This is a genomic window from Pelagihabitans pacificus (assembly GCF_009371985.2).
GTDB lineage: Bacteria > Bacteroidota > Bacteroidia > Flavobacteriales > Flavobacteriaceae > Pelagihabitans > Pelagihabitans pacificus.
Genome location: NZ_VIKU02000009.1, coordinates 24,134 through 47,629 on the forward strand (window position 1 = coordinate 24,134; position 23,496 = coordinate 47,629).

Sequence of the window (23,496 nt, forward strand, 5' to 3'; positions counted from 1 at the left end):
AAAAAACCGAAAGAATTGCCTTACAAATAACGCCAAAAGTAGGGGGAGTGGCAAAAAATATCGATAAAATGCCCTATTTTGTTGTGAAAGCCCGCTATTTTGTGGTGAACAAAATCGGGAGGGGGTAAATTGACTATTTTGCCGAGGCCTCCAGTTCCGTAGAGAGGGTTTCCCAACGCTCCATCAGTTGTTCCAATTCCTTTTTTTTGCCTTGATAGGTATCGAAAAAGTTTGGTTTTGCAATGGTCGCATCATAATCCATAAGAAGGTCATGATCTATTTCGCCGATTTCCTTTTCGAGTTTGGAGATTTTGGCCTCTACCGAACTAAGCTTGTTCTTGAGTGATTTTATTTTTTTCTGATCTTCAAAACTATTTCCTGTCTTCTTTCGTGGGGGCACAACATCGTTGTATTCCCGCTGTTTTTCAATGACCCGAAAATTCTCGGCATTTCGTTGCTCCAAAAAGAAATCGATGTCCCCTAAATACTCTTTGATTTTTTTATCCTTAAACTCATATACCTTGTTGGTTAGACCTTGAAGAAAATCACGATCGTGGGAAACGACCACCAAGGTACCTTCGAAATTCTGCAGGGCCTGTTTCAGGACATTCTTCGATTGAATGTCGAGATGGTTTGTAGGCTCGTCCATGACCAACACGTTGAAGGGCTGCAACAACATCTTCGCCAGCGCCAGTCGGTTTCGCTCCCCTCCCGATAACACCTTTACATATTTTTCGACCTCATCGCCCCGAAAAAGAAAGGAACCCAGGATATCGCGCACCTTGCTCCGATTCTTTTCGTTGGCCGCATCGATCATCGTATCCAAGATGGTTTTATTGCCATCGAGATATTCTGCCTGATTCTGGGCAAAATATCCGATTTGCACATTATGGCCCAGTTTCACCTTGCCCTCATGATCAAGCTCCCCGATCATTATCTTGGCCAAAGTCGATTTCCCCTGTCCGTTCTGACCCACAAAAGCCGTCTTACTGTCCCTTTCCAGCAACAGGTTGATGTCGTTTAAAACGTGATTGTCCCCATAGCTTTTTGACAAGCCTTCGATCTCGGCCACTACCTTTCCTGGGGTAACGGAGACCGGAAACCGTAGGTTCATGGTGGCAGTGTCGTCTTCATCGACCTCGATCCGCTCCATTTTATCCAATTTTTTCATGAGCGACTGGGCCATGGAGGCCTTGGTACTTTTCGCCCTAAACCGTTCTATGAGGCGTTCGGCCTGTTGTATTTCTTTCTCTTGATTTTTCTGGGCGTTCAGTTGTTGTTCCTTGATCTCGGTTCTTAGTTTTAGGAACTTGGAATAGGGTTTGTTATAGTCATATATCCTTCCAAGAGAAATTTCGATGGTTCTGTTGGTCACATTATCAAGGAACATTTTGTCGTGGGAGACGATCATCACGGCTCCGGGATAGCCATTGAGAAATTGTTCCAACCATAAAATCGATTCAATATCCAAGTGGTTGGTCGGCTCATCGAGCAACAGTACATCATTGTGTTGAAGCAAGAGCTTGGCAAGTTCAATCCGCATTCGCCATCCCCCTGAAAAGGTAGTTGTCTTTTTATCGAAATCCTCCCTTTTGAATCCCAATCCCAAAAGAATCTTTTCGGTTTCGCCTTGATAGCTATAGCCACCCAAGATTTCATAATGATGTGTTACATCGTTCAAATCTACCATCAATTGGTGGTAGCCTTCACTATCGTAGTCGGTTCGTTCCGCCAATTGTTGATTGATTTCCTCGAGCCTTGTCTCCAGCTGCTTGATTTCGGTAAATGCCCGATACGCCTCTTCAACCACTGTTCGGCCTTGTTCAAAATCGATGTCCTGTCGTAGAAAACCTATTTTTAGGTCCTTTTCCATGGCGATGGTACCGGAGTCCAAAGACATCTCTTTGGAGAGTAATTTCAGCAAGGTCGATTTTCCTGCACCGTTTTTTCCAATCAGCCCTACCCGATCACCCGCATTTAAGCGAAAGGATATTTCCTCGAATAAATATTCGCCTCCAAAAGAAACGGAAAGATTGTGAACGTTTAGCATCTTTAACAGTACTCAGTACCAAGTATTTTACATATGGGTTTCCTAACTTATAAAGACCGGGTGTTCAGCATCGAAAATTGCCACCCACTAACCTAACTTAAAGGTTTACCTGATTTGCACCATTATTTTGTGACAATCGTTACACTTGAAAAACACCCAAACCAGTACCTTTACAGAAAGATTTTGCAAATGTTAAAAAAAGGAAACAAACTCTACAGCATTTTAACAGGAAGTTGTCCGAAATGCCACGAAGAAAGTATGTATGTGGCCAAGAACCCGTACAAACCGGGACATCTTTTTAAAATGAACGAACGCTGTTCCCATTGCCAGACAAAATACAAAATTGAACCTTCCTTTTTTTACGGGGCGATGTATGTGAGCTATGCGGTCGGTATTGCTTTTGCCGTAGCAGCTTTTGTAATCGCAAAATTAGTTGTCGGTACTAGCTTGATCAACACTTTTATAGCCATTGTGGCGACCCTGGTGATATTTATGCCTGTGATCATACGGCTCTCCCGCAATATCTGGATCAACTTTTTCATATCCTACGATCCGAAAGCCGCTAGGACCCCTCTTGAAAGTACTTCCTCATAAAACGCCGAATATCCATTTCGGGAGGCAGGGGCTCTTGGTTCTCCACGAGTCCGTACAGTCGCCGTGCGGCCATTGGCGCGATCATAACGCCTCGAGAGCCAAAACCGTTCAGTACATATAGATTGGGGTGTTGCGGATGCCTGCCAACCAAGGGCCTCCTATCGACGACGGTCGGGCGTATGCCTGCCGTTTGGTCAATGACCTCATACCCACATTGGATAAAAGCTTCCAGTTTTTGAAGCAGTTCCGCCCTCGCTTCCGGGGTGGGTTCATTTGTTTTGTCTTTCCATTTATAGGTCGCTCCTACCAAGTAAAGGTTTTCCCCGATGGGAATTACAAAAATGCCCGCTTTAATGGCACGGTCAAGTTGGAGTTTAGTAGCTTTGATAACTAGGTATTCCCCTTTGGTCCCATTAAGGGGCAAATAGCTGAAAAACGGATTGCGCTTGATTCCAAAACCCTCTGCAAAAATAACCTGTTTGGCCTTGATCGATTGATAGCTCACCATCCCCTCCCCAAGTTGTAATTTATCAAAATCGAAGGTTTCGACATACAGACAATCTATTTTCTCGAGGTATTCCTGATAGGCCGGAATCAATTGTTGGGTATCCAATCTTCCGGTACCTAAAACCTCTCCATAGCCATATGGGGCATCTATCGATGGATTTTTATTTGGATGGATTTCGGGGGATAGGAAATCGCGTAAACCCGGTTTGTCCGAAGCTTCGAACCAGCCATTCTGTTCCTCAACCGAAGCAAACCTTCGAAAGACCGGCAACCGATGGTTCAATGACACTCCCAATTTCTTCTCAAGAGCGGCGTAGAACGGAAGTGCTTCCTCGAGCTGTTCCTTGGCATTCCAGGCCAACGTAAAACGTTTTAGAACAACCGGATTGTACATGCCCGCGGCGATCCGTGATGATTTTTGCGAACGATCGTCAAAGACCTTGAAGCTCCTGCCGTGCCGTTCCAAGGTCTCACAAAAGGCGACGCCTGCCAAACCCAACCCGACTACGATATAATCTACCATGGGGTAAAAATAGTAAATCACGGCTGGGATTACGAGCGGGAATCAAAGAAGCGATCTCTAAGTGAAAACGGAATCTTGCATGTGACCGCCTACGCTACAAAAAAAAACGTCCCGGCAAAGCGGGACGTTTCTATAGGTTTGAATTGGAATGCTATGTATTCACTAATAGGCCCACATATCCTGTTCCCTATCCCGAATGACCTCTTTGATCCGTTTGGCCTCCAGTAATTGGAACAAGGCGTTGTCCGCGATATAGTCCTTTACTTCGCGGTCACCGTGCACATTGTCCTCACGATAGATAACACCATTGAACCTTCTGGCGTTCAAAAGCATGTCGAACGAAATCGGCTGGGCCGAATTGCGTTGGTTGAAAACCTTTGCGTCGTGCAAAATTTGTCGAGCACTTGGGTACCATACCCAGAACAACTCTACCTTGGAATCGGCAGGGTCCATCGACTCATCGTCGATAAAGTTCACATCGGGCGCTACTGGAGCGATTCCCAAAAGGCGGTACTTTAGTTCGCCCTGACGCTTATCAAAATACCAGATTCCTTTGATGCGATATTCCTCGATATCGGCAGCGGTCAATTCCCTTTCCATCACGAATTCAGGGGAAAGTTCCTCACCGGCGTTTATCTGCTCATATCCATAATCAGTGGTATCTACTTTTCGTAGCGTGGCGGACAGATCGCTGAACTTCCTTTTTTCGGTGAAATAGGAATCTACATACACATCTTCCAGTTTACCGTTTTTGATGTTCTTCAACAAGACATCGTATAATGATCTTCGATCTGCACCTATATCGATAGTATCGGTAGGATAGTACAGTGGAAAGTTCACACGTTCGTCAAGGTCGATTACCTCCCAAACGGTCTTTGACCAAAGAATATCCCTATCATCGACGTATCCGTACTCAAGGGGAGCATCGTTGTCCAGGGCTTTTTGGGCCTCGGTCTTTTGACCGATTTCTTCCGGCTTCTTGGCGTTCAAAATGTTCGCCTGGGCAGCCATAGAAATGGGTAGTAAGCTTACTGCTCCGATTAATAAAACATTCTTCCAATTCATGTTTAAGTCAATTTAATAATACCGGGCGACGATTAGCGCCGCCCGGTTTAATTAGTATTAGTTTGTGATCTCCACAACTACTGGAGATACTTTCTTCAACTTATAGGTTTTGTTATTGGTGATGTAGGCGTTGATATCGAATATCTGAACGGCATCTCCTCTTTTGGCCCTTTTCAAGGCAGATTTAGCCCTTGAATCCAATCGTCCGCCACTAACAGCAACCGTAGGCTGCCCTGGCACTTTGAATTTGAATCCGCTAACGGCAAGGTTCAAGTCAAAATCGAAATCCTCCAACATTGCACCGATGGTGGCAATCTCCAAGTTTTTCCGTGGCATTTTAACACTACCGGTCTGTTTGCTTACAGAACCTGCAGGTCGTGGAATATCCTTGATACGGAACTCGGCCGGCGTTGAAATTCGCTGTCCGTCAGGCAATACACCTGAGGCAACGATCTTTACGGTTCTACCCTTTCCTGGGTTCATGATATACTTGCTACCATTTACCTTCTTTAATCCGGGAGCGGAAGCGCTCACCTTATTATTCGGGATACCGGGAATCGAAATCGACATTGGGTTCGCAACCCCACGATAAACTACGTTCATCTTATCGGCAGCGATCAGGGCCGCATTTGGCTTACTGATGACCGCGAACGAGTTGCTTACGGGCACTTCGATCTCATTACCATCCTGCTGAAAGTAAAGGGTACCTTTGATCTCGTGGTCACCGGCAGAACCGGCACCGATCAATAATTGTACACCACCTTCTTCCAGTCGGTAATCGGATCCTTCGGAAAGCTTTCTACCGTCCAAGGTCAATTCGGCCTTTACAGGCTTAGAAGAGGTATCCGTTTTGCTGATACCGATTTTCCCGTCGAATTTCTCACCAGCGTAATAGGCTGACTTTTCGGTAAACAAGGCCGTCTTGAAATTCTTTAAGGAAACCTGGCTGCTCAATTCTCCTTCCAACATTGCCTTCAAAGCAGACTCTTCAGTGGCTTTGATATCGGCCTGAAGGGCCGTCAACTTCGCCAAGGAGGCTACCTGTGGGAAACCTTCATAGTGGTAGTTGATCCAATCTTGTTTGGTACCGTCGCGTTTTTCGACCTTACCATCTTCCCCGCCGGTCTCGAATCGAGCCTCTACGGAAGATTTGATTCCTTCGGGAACAATAGCCGATACTTGGCTACGGTAATCCACAAGACGCTTCATGAATTCCTTGCCACCCTCGGCAAGATTGTCGCCTTGAAAGAACTTCTGGTCTAAAAAGTCCGACTTGTCCATTACCGCATAATCCCTAGGATCTTCGGTATCGGCCATCATCTCAGTCTTGAGGTTCTCCAAATAGTCATAATAGTCTTTGGACAACGCTTTTATCTTCTGAGCATCTTGATACAACTTCTCATATTTGGCGGCGTCTTCGGACGCTTTGGTCTCCAAATTGGCCAAATAAGCTTCGTTGCTTTCTATCGTTTTGTCGTTGGAAGCCTCTAACTTTTCGTTCATAATACCGAACGCGGCGAGTACTTCCTTACTCATGTTCAGTGCCAACATCGCGATGAAGATCAAATACATAAGGTTGATCATCTTCTGACGTGGCGTTTGTTTTCCTGATGCCATGTTTTCTAATTAGTTTTTTTAATTAATAATTTGATTTGGGGTATTCACTAAAACTAATTAGTTTCTGTTCATTGCGGAAAGCATTCCACCGTATACACCGTTCAATGAAGAAAGGTTGGTAGCCAAGGATTCCATTTGGTCTTTCAGGGCGGATGCGTTCTGTACAACTTCTTCGTTTACGGAAGCCTGCTTGCTAGCGCTCTCCAATTGAACCTTGTACAGGCTGTTCAAGGATTCCATTTGAGCGGCGGCCTGAACCATTTCCTCAGAATACTTTTTGGTAGATTCCATGGCATCCACCGTAGGAGCGATACCTTTGGCAGCACCCTCGAAGTTTCTGATGCTATCGCCAAGACTTTCCATCAAGTTGGCATCTACACCGGCTTCCTTCAACATCTCGTCCAATTTGGCCGACAAGGAAGTTTCAGCCTCTTTGATTTCGGCCAACTCATTGTTTTTACCCATAGATGCACCACCGGCCAATTCTGGATATACTAAAGACCAATCGTATTCGTCATCTACTGGTTCGAATGCACTGATCGCGAAAATAAGTGCTTCGGTAATAAGACCGATCGCGAGAAGCAAACCACCTGTAAGGGGTCCGAACTCCCAGTGAAGGATCTTGAACAATGCACCAATAATTACTACCGATGCACCAAGGCCATAGGCCATGTTGAATAATTTCTTTGTTGATTTTGACTGTGCCATAATTTAAGATTTAATTTTAGGTTTAATGTTAATAAGTATTTGGTTTAACGTTTGAAATTTGTATTTGGATTTTGGTATTTAAAAGTGTATTCGATTCTTTTATAAAATTAGGTATCTAAAGGTTGACATCAAATACCCAAAAAGTTCTATTCTTTTCTACTGGTTTTCCACTGGTTTCTTACAATCCGTTGTTTCCTTTGGTCGAATCTTCCTCTCCCATATAATCCTGAACGGTTCTGAAACCTACGTAGCTACGTGCCGAATCAGCATATTCATAGTCCCTGGTACTCACCTGTAGGAAGTAGGCAACATCTTTCCAAGAACCACCTCGGATTACTTTTCGGGCATTGTTACCATCCCCGCCGTTAGGGTTCATGGTAGAAACATATTCGTAGGTACTCGGGTCGTAACTTGAATTGGTCCATTCCGACACGTTGCCCGCCATATTGTAGAGGTTAAAGTCATTTGGCTCGTAGGACTTCGCCTCGACGGTATACAAGGCCGCATCTGCCGCGTAATCCCCTCGTTGTGGCTTGAAGTTGGCCATAAAGCACCCGGTATCGCTGATCACGTAAGGGCCACCCCATGGGTAGGTACCACCTTCGATACCTCCTCTTGCAGCGTACTCCCATTCAGCCTCGGTAGGCAATCGGAACTTGTTCACGAATTGTTTTCCCCGTTCTTTCTGGTCGTCGTTCTTGAACTTGGTTCTCCAGTTACAGAACGCCCTCGCCTGCTTCCAATTCACGCCGACCACGGGATAATCGCTGTAGGCGTCATGCCAGAAGTAATCGTTGTGCATCGGTTCGTTGTACGAGTATTCGAAATCACGGATCCAAACAGTGGTATCCGGATAGATTTCCAACTCTTCCTGGCGGATAAAGTCTTTCCTTCGACCGGTCTTGGAGCGGGCCGCTGCCTCGATATCCATCCAGCTGTACTTGTATTTCAACTTGGTAACGTCGATGGTTCTTTGCCCATTGTACGATTCTTCTTCAGGGATGTACAATGAATCCATTACCTCGACATAGTATTCATCGGGATATTCAGAAACATCCCAGACCAAATCTTCGTCTTTATTCAAGGCTCGTCCTTCATAACCAGTCTCGCCCATCCCGGCGTAATTGTCCAACATGTACTTTTGGTAGGCGGAGGCTTTGGTAGTATCGGCATCCTTAAATGCATATTCCCCTATTCCCCCATCATCCGGTCCCAAACCGAGTTCATCGGCAAGTATGGCCAAGCGGGTCCTTACAATGGAGTCTTGGACCCATTCTACGAACTGACGATATTCACTATTAGTAATTTCGGTATCGTCCATATAGAACGACCGCACTGTCACTGTCTTCGTTGGAGCGTTGAGCACTTTGGCTTGGTCTTCCTCGCTTTTACCCATGATGAAAGATCCCCGTGGGATCAATTCCATTCCATAGGGTTTTTCGGGATACCACTTTTTTCCTTGGGCTCCTACTAGCTCTCCCTTTGTCCTCGACCCACAACTCGTGAGCAAAAAAACAAACGCTATAGATGATAACAATAGCTTTTTCATACTTTAGGTTAAATTTCGATTCTGGTTATTAACTGCGAAAACAATTATTTTATTCTACACTCTAAAACTACGTTTTGGGCAAATTATTGTATTCAACGCAATTATCCTGTAAAAAAAAATTGATTAATTAAAACCTTTCTTATAGGCTTTGAACCACCTTTCGGGAATGTTCTGATCGCATGCGTCCAGATAGTCCTTTTCGGTGCATGGTAATAACGCCTGTGAATCTGTTTTAGTATGCGGGGAAAGAATCGAAGGCACCTCGACCCACCATCTGGAGGTCAGATGACTTTTGTAGAAGACCAATTGTTCGCTGTCGGTCGGTACCGTATATTTAGTGAAGTCTGTGTTATTGGCATCGGGAATTTCGTTCATCCTGAAATTGAGACCCTCTATGAAGTACCAGATAATTTGTGCCATCAACTGGGATGACTGCACGGAATTCTCCATTTCATAGATGCCAAAAGCGGTAACTTTCTCGCTGATTCCGGCGTATCGTGCGATGGCGCATATCTCCCTTCCGGTAAAACCATTTGGCGAAAAGTTATCGGAGTGCCCCAATTCACTTGCCTTGATGGCCCGGGCGTCGAGACTTACCATATCGGCATTTCGCAATACAGGTTCTGCGAGCGATAGATCGTTGGCTACTTCACCCAAACGATAGGCATCGAAGAATAGCCGCTCCATCAGGTCTATTTCTTCCTGGGCATTGAAGTAGCTTTGAAAACCAATGTTTGAAAAATTGAAGAGATTATTGGGTTTATCGGTAATGATTTTACTCATATAGGAATGCGAGGATATCAGCTCGTCATCTGCCCCAAAATCGAACCGACTATCGATTGCCACGATATTGATCATATCCTGAATGCCATCGAAAGAACGGTACACCGGATATGTGATGTCTTGGGTCGCACCTATAATGACAGGAATTACTTTTTCCTCCAAAAGTCCGGCAACGATTTCCTTCACCAAAAAATACGTATCCTCTACCGTTTCCCCTTCCTCGATGTCGCCCATATCGATAATGCTCGTATTCCAATTACCCAGCATCAGTTTGTAGAGCTGTAATCGAATTGCAGTTACATCGAGCTTTTCGCGTTTTTTTTCAAAGGCATTTCTGGATTCCCTCACCCCTATTAAGGCAACCGAGGCATTGGCAAGGACCGGGAGGCCTTTTCGTGCGGTGTGCATATAGATGTTCTTTCCAAGTGCCTGAGGTGGAAGTAGTTCACAATGGGCCAGCACCTTGTCCGCAACAGGGACCAAAAAATCAAATGCCATTCAGGGTCGGTTATACGTTAACGGTTTTACTTTTGGGCGAAAGCTATGGTTGGCCAATAGAGGACGACAATAGCTATTAGTACCCCTCTCCAAATACAGTTATTTCTTTGCCTTGGACTTTTTGCTTTTCTTTTTTGGGGCCTTCTTTTCGATCAAGTCCTTTGCTTCTTTCAAGGAAACCTTGGTCGCATCAACGGTTTTTGCGAGTTCTACCTTGATCTTTCCTTTTATGATATGATGCCTTCCCCAGCGTGCCTTCTCGATACGGATACCTTCCTCCGGCCACTCCTGGACCAGCTTATCGATTTCCTTCTGCTTTTTATCCTCTATCAGTTGGGCAATATCCGCTTCCGAAAGATTGTCGAAATCATATCTCTTGTTCACATTGATGAACATCCCATCCCATTTGATAAAAGGCCCGAAACGACCTTTCCCTTTTGTCACATCCTTGCCCTCATAGGTGGTTATGGGAGCATCGGCCTTTTCCTTTTCCTCGATGAGTTCTATGGCCCGATCCATATCAACATCAAAGGCACTTTCACCCTTGCCCAAGGAGACAAACTTTTTACCATAACGTACATAGGGCCCAAACCGACCTACATTTGCCTCAACTTCTTCCCCTTTATAGACTCCCAACTTTCTGGGAAGGGTAAACAGTTCCATGGCCTCTTCATAGGTAATCGTATTCAACGACTGCTCTGGTAAAAGGCTTGCGAACAATGGTTTTTCTTCCTCTTCGACCGTTCCTATCTGAACCATGGGACCGAAACGGCCCAAACGAACGGATACCTGTCGGCCCGTCTTGGGATCGGTTCCCAACACTCTTTCACCGCTGGCCCGGTCTGCATTTTCCTCCACATCGAGTACGGTAGGATGAAAATCTTTATAAAAGTCCTTCATGACCTTTTGCCAATCTTCGGAACCTTCGGCTATCTCGTCAAAATCTTCCTCTACCTTGGCGGTAAAATTATAATCCAGGATATTCGCAAAGTTGCTCACCAAAAAATCGTTGACGATCATTCCAATGTCGGTAGGCACCAACTTGCCTTTATCGGAACCCACCATTTCGCTCAAATTCCTTTCTTTTAATTCATTAGCTTCCAAGACCAGTTGAACGTACTTTCGTTCTTCACCCTCGATGGTCCCCTTTTCGGCGTATCCGCGATTTTGAATCGTAGAAATGGTAGGAGCATAAGTAGAAGGTCTTCCAATTCCCAACTCCTCCAATTTTTTGACCAGCGAGGCTTCCGTAAACCGATAAGGAGGTCGTGTAAACCGTTCGGTGGCGGTAATGAAATTATTGACAAGGGAATCGCCTACTTTCATGGCAGGCAACATCCCTTCCTGCTCTTCGGAAATGTCTTCCTCGTCCAAACCTTCCATATATACCTTTAGGAAGCCATCGAATTTAATCACTTCCCCATTGGCCGAAAACAGTTCGTTATGGGTGTTCGCCTTTATTTTTACGTTGGTGCGCTCCAACTGGGCATCGGCCATTTGAGAGGCAATGGCCCTTTTCCAAATTAGCTCATAAAGCTTTGATTGGTCGCGCTCCAAAGAGGGGGATTGGTTCAATATGTTGGTCGGACGGATGGCCTCATGCGCCTCTTGGGCGCCCTTCGATTTTCCTTTAAAGTTACGCACCGTACTATATGCTTCCCCGTAGTTTTGGATAATGGCCTCTTTTGCGGCTGCAATTGCCTCTCCCGATAGGTTTACACTATCCGTCCTCATGTAGGTAATCAGACCCGCCTCGTACAAACGTTGTGCCACCTGCATGGTTCTACCGACCGAGAAATAGAGTTTTCGGGATGCCTCTTGTTGAAGGGTGGAAGTTGTAAAGGGGGCAGGTGGTGATTTTTTTGCCGGTTTCTTGTCTAACTCCCCAACCGAGAAATTCGCCCCGATGTTTTGTTCTAGGAAGGCCTCTGCCTCTTGCCGGGACGTGAAACTTTTTCCCATTTTGGCAGAAAAAACACCACCGCCAGCCGTCTTAAATTCCGCAGAAATCTTAAACGACGCTACTGGCGTAAAAGCCTCTATTTCCCTTTCTCTCTCTACGATCAATCGCACGGCCACCGACTGTACCCGCCCTGCGGAAAGTCCTGGTTTGATCTTCTTCCAAAGAACCGGAGAGAGTTCATAACCCACTAGGCGATCTAACACCCTACGCGCCTGCTGGGCATTCACCAAATCATAGTTGATTTCCCGCGGGTTTTCAATAGCCTTTTGTATGGCCGATTTGGTAATCGAGTTGAATACGATGCGCTTCGTCTTTGACTTATCCAAATCCAAGGTCTCGGCCAAGTGCCAGGAAATGGCCTCCCCTTCGCGATCTTCATCACTTGCGAGCCAGATGGTCTCCGCTTTTTTGGCAAGATCCTTCAGCTTTTTGACCAACGCCTTCTTGTCTGCATCAACAACATATTTAGGAACAAAGTTATTCTCTACATCTACGCCCAACTCTTTTGACGGTAAATCGGCAATATGGCCAAAACTAGACTCTACCTTAAAATCCTTTCCCAGAAATTTCTCGATGGTTTTCGCCTTCGCGGGGGACTCAACTATTACCAAATTCTTTGCCATGTAGTCGTTTTTGAAAAAACAAAAGTAGTTGAATTTTTTAATTTCGACTTACACCTTATATATAGGGTATAAAAAAACGCCCCTTTCAAAAGGGACGTTTTGAAGCATTTTTTAAATAAACCCTAGCGCCATGCACCCTATGTTTTTAGCCGCCGGACGATACGCATTCCTCACATTCCTCCAAGGTGTCGAAGGGTACCACACCGTCGCATCCGCCCCAATCAAATTGCTTACATTCATTCTCTTTTGAGTCGAAATAATACCTGGGAATTAATGCGTCGCACGGACCCACTTCGGGAGCCAAGGAACATCTTAAGGGCAATTCCCCATCGCCGTTACAAGCGAATAGACAAAAAAGAACCAGACAATATAAAAACCTGAAGACATCAACTTTTAAGATCATTTCTCCCCTAATTAAGGTCAAACGTGCTTAGCAACTGTATTTGATCTTCGAGATACTCGTACTGGTATAATACATTATCACCGATCATTAACAACGAATTTTGCAACGGTATCACGTCATACGTGATGATGTTTTCAAAATGATTCAATAACCGCAGATTATCCACATCTGATTTGTCGTATACTTTTAAACCTGCCGAACCGTCACAAATGAAGAGCTTCTCATCCTTAATACCGAGGCCATATGGCTCTTTCAACCCATAGAACTTCCTAAGCTTGGGATCGGCCAAATTCGTAACATCTATAATGTAAAGTCCGCTTTCTATCCCGCCGCATGCGTTACCGCCTCGTAGGGTGACATAAGCAAAATTGCCATCGACCACCACAGGGTCACAGGCGGTGCCATGAACAAATTCAGAAACATAACTAGGAGTTTCTGGGGAAGTAATATCATAGATGTACATTCCTTGTGTTCCTCCTAAAAACAATATATCCCCTTGATTGAAAATCGTCTCAATGACCCCATTGGTATATACCTCATCAAGTATCTTTGGCTCATCTAGGTTCGATATATCAAAAACATTGATGCTGAACGATTCTATCGCATATAAATAATCCCCTACGATTTTAAAACGTGCCAATGAGCCCCCTTGTCCCGTATCGGAAGAAGTAGGTACCGCAGCCTCATTAAAGGATGCCACGTCTTCCAATGCATAATATCCCCCGTACTTTTCATTAAATTCCGAAACCAACATGCGTCTGGTCTCGACTTCCCAACCAATGATGGCCTCTCTGGTATAATCGAAATCGGCATAGTCGTAATAATCGGCTTGTGGCCATTCCACATCGGTACCGACGGTGCACCAGAAGTCCTGATAAATAGCGTTTTCGATTCGCTTTGCATTTCCGATATTATTGATATCGGAGATATCCAGTATCACCAAATCCCCATAGCTATCGGCATATAGACGATCGCTTTTTATTGAAATGTCAAAATTACCCTCCATTTTAATAAACGCAATGTTGCTCGGGGCAGCAGGGTCGCTGTTATCCAATACATGAAAGCCCCTGCCCACATCATTGACAAAGATGTAGTCTTTATAGGCATAAATCTTTCCCGAGTCAGAAATGGGAATCGGCTCGGTCACATCTACCGCCTCTGCCTTAAAGGTTACCAAATCCGCTTTTAAGGGCGTGGCGATGACATAATCGGCATAACCTTCGGGTGCTTCGTCATCGTTACAGGAAGTGAAGGCGAAAATGGCCAGACAAAGCAGGCCCATCGTTATCTTTTTCATTGTTGCACTATTTATTGGTTATGTCTTTCAGATGCCGAATTCGAATTCTGGTTGCGTTTTATCATAATTTTATACCTGTCAATTTGTCATAAAGCTGGATTTAATACTATCTTTGCCCTCCTGTTTATTAGTAGGGGATTGGTAATATATGGAAAAAGTAATAGATGAATCCGTTCAGGGAAAGGCCCTATCGTTGGAAGGGAAGAAAGATAATAGCCGAAAACTGTATATTGAGAGTTATGGTTGTCAGATGAATTTTTCGGACAGCGAAATCGTGGCCTCCATTTTGGCAAATGAAGGGTTCAATACGACCAATACCTTGGAAGATGCCGACCTGGTGCTGGTGAACACCTGTTCAATCCGAGAGAAAGCGGAACTTACCGTTCGCAAGCGCTTGGAAAAATTCAATGCTATAAAAGCGACCAAGCCCCATATGAAAGTTGGGGTCTTAGGTTGCATGGCCGAACGTCTTAAAAGCAAGTTGCTCGAGGAGGAGAAGATCGTCGATATGGTGGTAGGGCCCGATGCATACAAAGACCTGCCCAATCTTATACAAGAAATTGACGAAGGCCGTAGTGCGGTGAACGTTATTCTTTCCAAGGAAGAAACCTATGGGGATGTGGCCCCCGTTCGATTGAATTCTAACGGAGTTACCGCCTTTGTGTCGATCACACGAGGTTGCGATAATATGTGCACCTTCTGTGTGGTCCCATTTACCCGTGGCCGGGAACGAAGTCGCGAACCACAATCGATTATTCAGGAGGTTGACGAACTCTGGGAGAAAGGATATAAGGAAGTGACTCTTTTGGGACAAAACGTGGATAGTTATCTATGGTATGGCGGCGGACTGAAAAAGGATTTTGCAAAGGCTTCGGAAATACAGCGAGCCACCTCGGTCAACTTCGCCAAACTTTTGGAAATGGTTGCGTTGGCCCAACCGAAAATGCGCATTCGCTTTTCAACTTCGAATCCTCAGGACATGACCTTGGATGTCATCCATACCATGTCCAAGTATGACAACATCTGTAAAAATATCCACCTTCCGGTACAAAGTGGAAGCAACCGTATCTTAAAGGCCATGAATCGCCTTCATACCCGCGAGGAGTATTTCGAATTGATAGACAACATCCGTGCGATCATACCCGATTGTGGTATTTCGCAGGATATGATCGCCGGCTTTCCCACAGAGACGGAGGAAGACCATAAGGACACCCTCTCGCTGATGGAGTACGTTAAGTATGACTACGGCTTTATGTTTGCCTACTCGGAACGACCCGGTACAATGGCAGCCAGAAAATTGGAAGACGATGTTCCCCTTCACATCAAAAAAAGGAGGTTGAACGAAATTATTGGGCTTCAACGGGAGCATTGCCGGTTAAGAACAGAACAGTATGTCGGTAAGGTGCAGGAAGTACTGATCGAAGGGACTTCGAAAAAGTCATTAGACCATTGGATGGGGCGGAACTCCCAGAACACCGTGGCCGTTTTTCCGAAGGAACATTATAAAGTGGGCGATTTCGTCAATGTAAAAATGCATAGTTGCACCTCGGCTACCTTAATCGGCGAGGTTGTAGGCTATTCGGATAACAATTGAAAATTCGTACGGTCCCCGAAAATGGAATTGTCTCACAAAGCATCAATTCCCAATTTGAGGGGATAAAAAGAAAATGGAAAATATTCAATCGATAAAACAGCGCTTTGAAATCATCGGGAACGATGTGAAGCTTAATCGTGCCATTGAGAAGGCCATTCAAGTGGCACCTACCGACATTTCGGTATTGGTCACTGGGGAGAGTGGGGTCGGTAAGGAATCGATTCCAAAAATCATCCACTCCCTTTCACATCGCAAGCATGCGAAATATATCGCTGTCAACTGCGGCGCCATTCCAGAAGGTACTATAGACAGTGAGCTTTTCGGTCATGAAAAAGGGGCCTTTACCGGAGCTACCCAAACACGAAGTGGATATTTCGAGGTGGCCGATGGGGGCACCATATTCTTGGATGAGGTCGGTGAACTACCCTTGACCACCCAAGTGCGTTTGCTTAGGGTATTGGAGAATGGGGAGTTCTTAAAAGTAGGTTCCTCCCAGACTCAGAAAACCGACGTCCGTATCGTTGCCGCAACCAACATCAACATGTTCGAGGCCATTAAAAAGGAAAGATTCCGGGAAGACCTTTACTACCGACTCAGCACGGTAGAAATTAATCTTCCTCCCTTGCGGGAACGCAAGGACGACATTCACCTGTTATTCCGAAAATTCGCCTCCGACTTCGGACAGAAATATAAAATGCCTACCATACGCTTGGACGATGACGCCATTCAATTGCTCTTGAGATACCGATGGCCAGGTAACATACGGCAGCTTCGAAACATTGCGGAACAGCTTTCGGTCCTGGAAAAAAGCAGGAACATCTCATCGGCCACCCTTAGCGGTTATCTTCCTACCACTGGGGATTCCAATTTACCGGCCGTGGTAGCGGGTGGTAAAAAAGAATCCGATTTTAGTACCGAGCGTGAGATTTTGTATAAGGTATTGTTCGACATGAAAGGAGATCTCAACGACCTTAAGAAGCTTACCCTGGAACTTTTAAAAACCAACGATAGCAAGAAAGTACAGGAAGAAAACGAAACACTCATCCAGAAAATCTATGGCACCAATGGCGAAGAGGTCTCCAAGGAGGAGGAAGATGCCCTAGAAGTTTTGGAGCTGCCGGAGCCTCCAAAAGAACAACAGGCATACCACCCACCTGCGGAGGATAAATATCATTTTGCGGAGGAAATTGAAGAGGAGGAAACCCTCTCCTTACAGGAAAAGGAGATTGAATTAATAAAAAAATCCTTGGAAAGGAACCGGGGCAAACGGAAAGCCGCCGCTGCGGAATTGGGTATTTCGGAACGAACCTTATACCGTAAGATAAAGCAGTATGACCTTTAAAAAAGAGAGAACAAAGAACAATTGGAAAGGACCGATTCCTGTGTTGGAGACTTTTGAAGCCCGGTCCTAAAAGTTTGTTCTTTTCCCTATCTTCCGAAAATTTAAATTACCAGTTCAGTGAAATATAAAATTCTCTTTATTGCAATGACACTAAGCCTTAGTGCTTGCGGCGTTTACAATTTCACGGGGGGCAATCCCGGTACGGCCGAAACATTTCAGGTAGACTACTTTCAGAACTATGCTACCCAAAGTCCTGGATCTACCTTTGAACCGGGGGTGGATAGGGACCTGACCCAAGCGCTCCAAAACAGGATACAGGACCAGTCAAATCTTCAACTAGTAGGTAGTGGGGGAGATTTAATTTACGAAGGGGAGATTGTGGAATACCGCATATCGCCTATGAGCGCAACCGCCCAATCGACCGCGGCCCAGAACCGTCTGACCATATCGGTAAAGGTGCGGTTTTATAACAATACTAAGGAGGATTCCGACTTTGATCAACGATTCTCTTTTTTTTATGATTATCCGGCCAACCAACAATTATCCGCAGTCAAGAGCGAAGCCCATGAGGTGATTTTTGAGCGTATTACCCAAGATATTTTCAATGCCTCATTGGCCGACTGGTAGCACAATGCATAGGAGTTGTACACAAATTCGAAACAGAGAATTTCGTATTTCCGCTTTGGATGGATTAAAACAACGATTTTACTTGCTCAGTAAACCATTTGGCAAAAAATATGAACGTACAGGACTTCACATATTTACTTCAACATCCGAATAAGGTCGTAACACCTGTCCAGACCCACCAATTAAAGGAGGTACTTGACGAATACCCCTATTTCCAGGCAGCCAGAGCCTTACACCTTAAAGGATTAAAAAATCTCAACAGTTTTAAATATAACGCTGCCTTGAAAGTCGCTGCGGCCCATACTGCCGACAGGGAGGTTCTTTTTGATTACATTACCTCAAAGGAATTTCTTCAAAATGCCATTGCCGATACTATTTCGGGAAAATCTACACCCTTGAACGAATTGGAGATCCTATCGGAAGAAATACCCATGGCCGAACAGCCAAAAATGAATATGATAGCAGACTCCGAAGATGAACCGTTGCCACAGAATATCAAAGATGCTGACGCTATCTTAGACCCACGTTTATTTACTTCCAAAAATACAGACGAAGAAGAAAAGCTTATCCACAAGACCAAGGAGAAATCCGACAGTCTTGGACTAGGGGAGCCCCTGTCGTTCACTAAAAAGGAAAAACACTCCTTCGGGGAATGGTTACAATTAGCTTCCCTGAAAACAATCAACCGGGAAGACCGTCCAATCCAAGGGAACATGGAACCGATCAATTTCCCTTTGGAAGAAGCCGTACTAAAAAACAAGAAGTCTGAATTGATCGATAAATTCATAGCCTCCAATCCCAAAATTGTCCCGAAAAAAGATATCCCGAAAATAAATATTTCAGAATCGACAAAAATCGACAGAAAGGAGTTGATGACAGAGACGTTGGCCAGGGTATATTTGGAGCAAAAAAAGTATAAAAAAGCCATTCAGGCCTACAAAATTTTAAGTTTGAAATATCCGGAAAAAAGTGGTTTCTTTGCAGACCGAATAAAAGCAGTCAAAAAAATACAGCAAGAAAACAGATAAAGCCCCATGAGTACGTTTACCATATTCTTGATTTTAATCATCGTAGTATGCTTCCTTTTGGTTTTGGTCGTTATGGTTCAAAACCCCAAGGGTGGCGGACTTTCCTCTTCCTTTGGAGGTGGCGGAAGCCAGGTTGTCGGTGGAGTGAAAAAGACCGGTGACTTTCTTGATAAGAGTACATGGACACTTGCGGGAGTCTTGGTCCTTTTAATATTGGCATCCAATATCGCATTGCCCGGTCGATTCGGGGATGCAGAATCAAAATTGCTAAATGGGGACGATATTGAAACCACGGTACCTGAGACGGTTCCCGAATCAATACCGGAAGAACTGCCAACACCCGTTTCCGAGGATGCGGTCCCGAATGACAGCACCCAATAAAACAAATATCAAATCACAAAATGCCAGCACAAATGACAAGCTGGCATTTTTGTTTTACAATGTGTCAGTTTTTATGCCATGGCATAATTTCTGCCTACTAAAACCAGAATTATAAAATCCAATTTTAAAAACTTAAAAATATGGCTAAAGTGAACATTAAACCATTGGCGGATAGGGTACTTATCGAGCCGATGGAAGCTGAAACCAAAACAGCATCGGGAATCATCATCCCAGACACTGCAAAAGAAAAACCACAACAGGGAAAAGTTGTCGCTGTAGGGCCAGGCACCAAAGATGAAAATATCACGGTGAAGGTAGGTGACAAGGTTTTGTACGGCAAGTATGCCGGCACCGAGCTCAAGTTGGAAGGTGTCGATTACCTAATGATGCGGGAAAGCGACATCTTGGCAATCATCTAAAAACCACCTAGGTCGTTCCCTCATAAGTGGGAACCATCATCAATAATTTAGAGAACAATATAGAAGTCTCCCGTCTTTACGGGAAAGAAAATAAAAATCAACATTATGGCAAAAGATATAAAATTTGATATAGACGCACGTGACGGACTCAAAAAAGGAGTCGATGCCCTGGCGAATGCGGTGAAAGTCACACTAGGGCCGAAAGGAAGAAACGTTATTATTAGCAAATCATTCGGGGCGCCACAAGTAACAAAAGATGGAGTTACCGTAGCAAAGGAAATAGAGTTGGTCGACCCGCTTGAGAACATGGGGGCACAAATGGTAAAAGAGGTTGCTTCGAAAACCAACGACCTCGCCGGTGATGGCACCACTACCGCTACCGTGCTCGCCCAAGCAATTGTCAAGGAAGGCTTGAAAAACGTCGCGGCAGGGGCCAACCCAATGGACTTGAAAAGAGGAATTGACAAAGCCGTCGAAGCCATCGTGGAAAACTTGGGCAAGCAGTCCAAGAAAGTCGGGGATTCCTCTGAAAAAATCAAACAAGTAGCATCCATTTCCGCCAACAATGACGAAACCATTGGGGACTTGATCGCGCAAGCGTTCGAAAAGGTGGGCAAAGAAGGTGTTATTACCGTCGAAGAGGCCAAAGGAACCGATACCTACGTTGATGTGGTAGAAGGAATGCAGTTCGACCGTGGCTATCTTTCCCCTTACTTCGTTACCGACTCGGAGAAAATGGTAACAGAGTTGGAGAACCCTTACATTTTGTTATTCGACAAAAAGATTTCCTCCATGAAAGATTTGCTCCCTGTGTTGGAACCGGTAGCACAATCCGGAAAGCCTTTATTGATCATCGCGGAGGATGTCGATGGCGAAGCGTTGGCCACGTTGGTAGTGAACAAACTAAGAGGCTCCTTGAAAATTGCCGCGGTAAAGGCCCCTGGCTTCGGTGACCGTAGAAAAGCGATGTTGGAAGATATCGCTATTTTGACAAAAGGGACCGTTATTGCCGAGGAGCGCGGTTTCTCATTGGAAAATGCGAGCTTGGATATGTTGGGTACTTGTGAAAAAGTGAGTATCGACAAAGACAATACGACCATTGTTAATGGTGGTGGGGTCGCAAAGGATATCAAGACCCGCGTGAACCAAATCAAATCGCAAATCGAAACCACTACTTCCGATTACGACAAGGAAAAATTGCAGGAGCGTTTGGCCAAACTGGCCGGTGGGGTAGCCGTGTTGTACGTGGGTGCCGCTTCCGAGGTCGAGATGAAGGAGAAGAAAGACCGTGTCGACGATGCCCTTCATGCCACTAGGGCCGCTGTTGAGGAAGGTATTGTTGCAGGCGGTGGTGTTGCTTTGGTACGTACCAAGTCGGTTCTTTCCAAAGTAAGTGTAGAAAATGCCGACGAGGAAACCGGTTTGCACATCGTGGCAAGAGCCATTGAGTCCCCATTGCGCATTATCGTAGAAAATGCAGGTGGTGAAGGTTCTGTCGTGGTCGCCAAAATTTTGGAAGGGAAAGGAGATTTTGGATTTGATGCCAAATCGGAAAAGTATGTAGAGATGATGAAGGCAGGTATCATCGACCCGAAGAAAGTTACCAGGGTGGCATTGGAAAACGCCGCTTCGGTTGCGGGAATGATCCTGACTACCGAATGTGCTTTGACCGACATCAAGGAAGAAGCTCCGGCCGGTCCCCCAATGGGCGGCGGCGGTATGCCCGGAATGATGTAAGCAATCGGTTTACCTATTACCTACAAATTAAAAACCGTCCCGAATATGATTCGGGACGGTTTTTTACTTTTCTTTTAAGAGACTTTTTTAATTGCTATAAATCTCCGTCTCGTAAAATGCGGGAATCGAAAACCAATAGCCCATAAAACCATCTGCGGGTCGTAGTGGTCCGTTGTTTCCTGCACCGGAAATCACCTCTCCGAAAATATTGTATCCGTTGCCATCGCTATCACGGACTACCGCAACAGAGGTACCGTCGAAAAGGTAATCGAATACCAAGCCTTCCTGCGCGGGCGTCAGGGCAAAGGAAACCATAAAGTTCGTATTTCCGACCATGAGATAGGACCCACCCTCAAAGGCATCCTTAAAAACGTTGGTCGCACGAAAATTGCTAAAACGATAGACCTTGGCCTTCTCCCCATCGATAATTGCAAAAACCCTTTCCTTTAAGGGAAGCCTACTATCCTTCGGGACGGGAAACAGAAAATTATCCTGATTGGTCTTGTAGTCGACATAGGGATATACCCCATAGGTTCTACTAAAGCCGGTATTCAAACTGAGTAGCTTGGTTTCGGGAAACATCGTTTTCCATGTTTTCCAATCGGTTTCTACCAAGGGAATCAAATCCGCTTTTTCCCCAATGTTGTCGCCATTGACCGACTCGTTCAATAATTGGGACCAGTTGCTCTTTGTAGCCCGGTCGAACGGAATCAGGTTCGTTTGATATAGCAGTCCGGAGACCCCGAAAGTAGTTTCCCTACCATTTACTATCCGGTTCCAACCGATACCTGTTCCAGTAAGGGGGCAATAGGTGACCGCCAAGGAGACATCACCGATTTTGTCATTTACAATTTCGTGCCAATCCAATACGATATGTTGGTAGGCGCGGATGTCGTTACCGTTCTTGTAGCCCAAAACCAGGTCCCCGTCCAAAAGAATAGAGGACTGATCGGCCGCGACCATCACCGGGTTTTCCAACGCTGGGATTCCATCCCTTCCCGGGCCACCGTCCAGAACCTCAGTTACGGGAATGCTCCATTCAGTCGAGGTGTTCTCGACTTCTTGCGGGTTTACTGTAGATTCCTGAGTACTCGAGGAACTACAGGAGCCTACCATGGCAAAACTTAATACAAGCAATATCTTCTTCATAGCATTCTAATTTAAGGTATTCAACGGATTTTTAAGCAAATTATAGGAAATACCTGCCGTAAATCGCACGGTGGGGGTCAATTGGGTGCCTACAACATTGCTATAGGCGGGAATTTCCACTCTTGTATTTAGTGTAAAATCGGGAGTTACTTTTACACTTAGCTCTGGCCTGATAAAAATCCACCGACCCCCAGTATTCGGTAACTCGGAAGCATTTACCTGGTCAACAAACGCCTTCCGATACTTTAAGACCACCCCGGGATTGAAGATGGTATTGAATAACAAAAACTGATCGGTGTAACCCACATTGGCCTGTAGAACATCGCCAAACTCATACACGGAGGTATTGTTCAAATACGACTTGTTCTTTCCAGTGAACCGATAGGTGGCACTGGCCGACATCGTGGCCGATGGCCTAAATCCCACTCCTTTGGATATCGACACCCAACCTAAGGCATCCCAGGCACCGCTTCCCGGTTGTAGGTCTGCCGTCAGTTGAAAACCTTCCTCGGTAGTAAGATCTGATCGCCCTAAGGGAGCTTTGGTTCCCAAACCTATATTCAATACCGTTTGTTGTCCGAGTATATCAGGCATGGCATATTTTATAAGGATGACCGCGTCGCCAATCCCAGTGGTTTCCGTAAGATTTTCATTTCCAAACTGACGTATGGTTCGGCTTTGGTTGACCCAACTAAAAAGGGCTTCCACCGAAAAACGGTCCGTAAAGGAATATCCTGTATTCAAAAGCACTGAATTGGTAATTCGCAATCTCGAGTCATCTTCCAATCTTTCCGTTCCGGCGTTTAGGGTGTTTAGATTGTTATAATCATAGTTGAGCCCGATTATAAGGGAGCCTTTCCCTTCATTGGGCAGACCCAGATTGTTGGATAAAGGTACGCCACCGGAACAACAGGTTTGCGAATACAAATGCTGCCCGGTCAAAAAGGAAAGAAATATAATGGTGATTACCCGCACTTCTCTTTTTTATGGCTATACCCTTAGTGCGAAAAAGATAGCCACCCTTACAAATGCGATAAAA

At 45.2% G+C, this 23,496-nt stretch carries 20 protein-coding genes; 8 read left to right on the forward strand and 12 right to left on the reverse strand.

The window, feature by feature from the left end; all coding sequences use genetic code 11:
- Positions 1 to 133: 133 nt before the first annotated feature.
- Positions 134 to 2,050: an ABC-F family ATP-binding cassette domain-containing protein gene (locus FK220_RS19125; RefSeq protein ID WP_152575970.1), complete on the reverse strand. Its 1,917-nt coding sequence runs from the start codon at positions 2,048 to 2,050 to the stop codon at positions 134 to 136.
- Between the two features lie 189 nt (positions 2,051 to 2,239).
- On the opposite strand from FK220_RS19125, the gene FK220_RS19130 reads away from it, so the two are divergent.
- Positions 2,240 to 2,644, forward strand: a complete 405-nt coding sequence (locus FK220_RS19130) for a DUF983 domain-containing protein (protein ID WP_152575971.1) — start codon at positions 2,240 to 2,242, stop codon at positions 2,642 to 2,644.
- Here FK220_RS19130 and FK220_RS19135 read toward each other — a convergent pair.
- The 9 genes from FK220_RS19135 to FK220_RS19175 all read right to left on the reverse strand — a co-directional run bounded on the left by FK220_RS19135 (position 2,613) and on the right by FK220_RS19175 (position 14,180).
- Complete coding sequence (locus FK220_RS19135; RefSeq protein ID WP_152575972.1) at positions 2,613 to 3,674, reverse strand: NAD(P)/FAD-dependent oxidoreductase; 1,062 nt, start codon at positions 3,672 to 3,674, stop codon at positions 2,613 to 2,615. The two genes, FK220_RS19130 and FK220_RS19135, sit on opposite strands and share 32 nt — an antisense overlap.
- Before the next feature lie 162 nt (positions 3,675 to 3,836).
- Positions 3,837 to 4,739, reverse strand: a complete 903-nt coding sequence (gene porN, locus FK220_RS19140; protein WP_152575973.1) for a type IX secretion system ring subunit PorN/GldN — start codon at positions 4,737 to 4,739, stop codon at positions 3,837 to 3,839.
- Between the two features lie 57 nt (positions 4,740 to 4,796).
- Complete coding sequence (gene porM, locus FK220_RS19145; RefSeq protein ID WP_152575974.1) at positions 4,797 to 6,356, reverse strand: type IX secretion system motor protein PorM/GldM; 1,560 nt, start codon at positions 6,354 to 6,356, stop codon at positions 4,797 to 4,799.
- A 57-nt stretch (positions 6,357 to 6,413) separates the two neighbouring features.
- Entirely contained in the window at positions 6,414 to 7,064 is a 651-nt protein-coding gene (gene porL / locus FK220_RS19150; RefSeq protein WP_152575975.1) for a type IX secretion system motor protein PorL/GldL, read from the reverse strand.
- Positions 7,065 to 7,242: 178 nt separating this feature from the next.
- Complete coding sequence (porK, locus tag FK220_RS19155; protein WP_152575976.1) at positions 7,243 to 8,613, reverse strand: T9SS ring complex lipoprotein PorK/GldK; 1,371 nt, start codon at positions 8,611 to 8,613, stop codon at positions 7,243 to 7,245.
- Between the two features lie 123 nt (positions 8,614 to 8,736).
- Entirely contained in the window at positions 8,737 to 9,894 is a 1,158-nt protein-coding gene (locus FK220_RS19160; protein ID WP_152575977.1) for a formimidoylglutamase, read from the reverse strand.
- Positions 9,895 to 9,993: 99 nt separating this feature from the next.
- On the reverse strand, positions 9,994 to 12,480 hold the full coding sequence (gene topA, locus FK220_RS19165) for a type I DNA topoisomerase (RefSeq protein ID WP_152575978.1): 2,487 nt from the start codon (positions 12,478 to 12,480) through the stop codon (positions 9,994 to 9,996).
- A gap of 145 nt (positions 12,481 to 12,625) precedes the next feature.
- Positions 12,626 to 12,883, reverse strand: a complete 258-nt coding sequence (locus FK220_RS19170) for a BPTI/Kunitz domain-containing protein (RefSeq protein ID WP_152575979.1) — start codon at positions 12,881 to 12,883, stop codon at positions 12,626 to 12,628.
- Positions 12,884 to 12,890: 7 nt separating this feature from the next.
- Positions 12,891 to 14,180 carry an LVIVD repeat-containing protein gene (locus FK220_RS19175; RefSeq protein ID WP_152575980.1) on the reverse strand — a complete coding sequence of 430 codons (1,290 nt, stop codon included), beginning with the start codon at positions 14,178 to 14,180 and terminating at the stop codon, positions 12,891 to 12,893.
- A 148-nt stretch (positions 14,181 to 14,328) separates the two neighbouring features.
- On the opposite strand from FK220_RS19175, the gene miaB reads away from it, so the two are divergent.
- The 7 genes from miaB (at position 14,329) to groL (ending at position 21,308) form a co-directional block, all read left to right on the forward strand.
- Positions 14,329 to 15,774, forward strand: a complete 1,446-nt coding sequence (gene miaB / locus FK220_RS19180; protein WP_152575981.1) for a tRNA (N6-isopentenyl adenosine(37)-C2)-methylthiotransferase MiaB — start codon at positions 14,329 to 14,331, stop codon at positions 15,772 to 15,774.
- 73 nt (positions 15,775 to 15,847) lie between these two features.
- Positions 15,848 to 17,116, forward strand: a complete 1,269-nt coding sequence (locus tag FK220_RS19185; RefSeq protein WP_152575982.1) for a sigma-54 interaction domain-containing protein — start codon at positions 15,848 to 15,850, stop codon at positions 17,114 to 17,116.
- Positions 17,117 to 17,260: 144 nt separating this feature from the next.
- On the forward strand, positions 17,261 to 17,743 hold the full coding sequence (locus FK220_RS19190; protein ID WP_152576026.1) for an LptE family protein: 483 nt from the start codon (positions 17,261 to 17,263) through the stop codon (positions 17,741 to 17,743).
- A gap of 110 nt (positions 17,744 to 17,853) precedes the next feature.
- Entirely contained in the window at positions 17,854 to 18,771 is a 918-nt protein-coding gene (locus FK220_RS19195; protein WP_152575983.1) for a hypothetical protein, read from the forward strand.
- A gap of 6 nt (positions 18,772 to 18,777) precedes the next feature.
- The gene (gene secG, locus FK220_RS19200; protein ID WP_152575984.1) at positions 18,778 to 19,152 is read left to right on the forward strand and encodes a preprotein translocase subunit SecG; all 375 of its coding nucleotides are present in this window, start codon (positions 18,778 to 18,780) and stop codon (positions 19,150 to 19,152) included.
- 140 nt (positions 19,153 to 19,292) lie between these two features.
- The gene (locus FK220_RS19205) at positions 19,293 to 19,571 is read left to right on the forward strand and encodes a co-chaperone GroES (RefSeq protein ID WP_152575985.1); all 279 of its coding nucleotides are present in this window, start codon (positions 19,293 to 19,295) and stop codon (positions 19,569 to 19,571) included.
- Positions 19,572 to 19,676: 105 nt separating this feature from the next.
- A complete protein-coding gene (groL, locus tag FK220_RS19210) occupies positions 19,677 to 21,308 on the forward strand; it encodes a chaperonin GroEL (RefSeq protein WP_152575986.1) in 1,632 nt (543 codons plus the stop codon).
- An 87-nt stretch (positions 21,309 to 21,395) separates the two neighbouring features.
- On the opposite strand, the gene FK220_RS19215 is transcribed toward groL, so the two are convergent.
- Positions 21,396 to 22,457, reverse strand: coding sequence for a DUF3179 domain-containing protein (locus tag FK220_RS19215; RefSeq protein WP_152575987.1), 1,062 nt, complete (start codon positions 22,455 to 22,457; stop codon positions 21,396 to 21,398).
- A gap of 6 nt (positions 22,458 to 22,463) precedes the next feature.
- On the reverse strand, positions 22,464 to 23,432 hold the full coding sequence (locus FK220_RS19220; RefSeq protein WP_152575988.1) for a hypothetical protein: 969 nt from the start codon (positions 23,430 to 23,432) through the stop codon (positions 22,464 to 22,466).
- Positions 23,433 to 23,496: the final 64 nt, after the last annotated feature.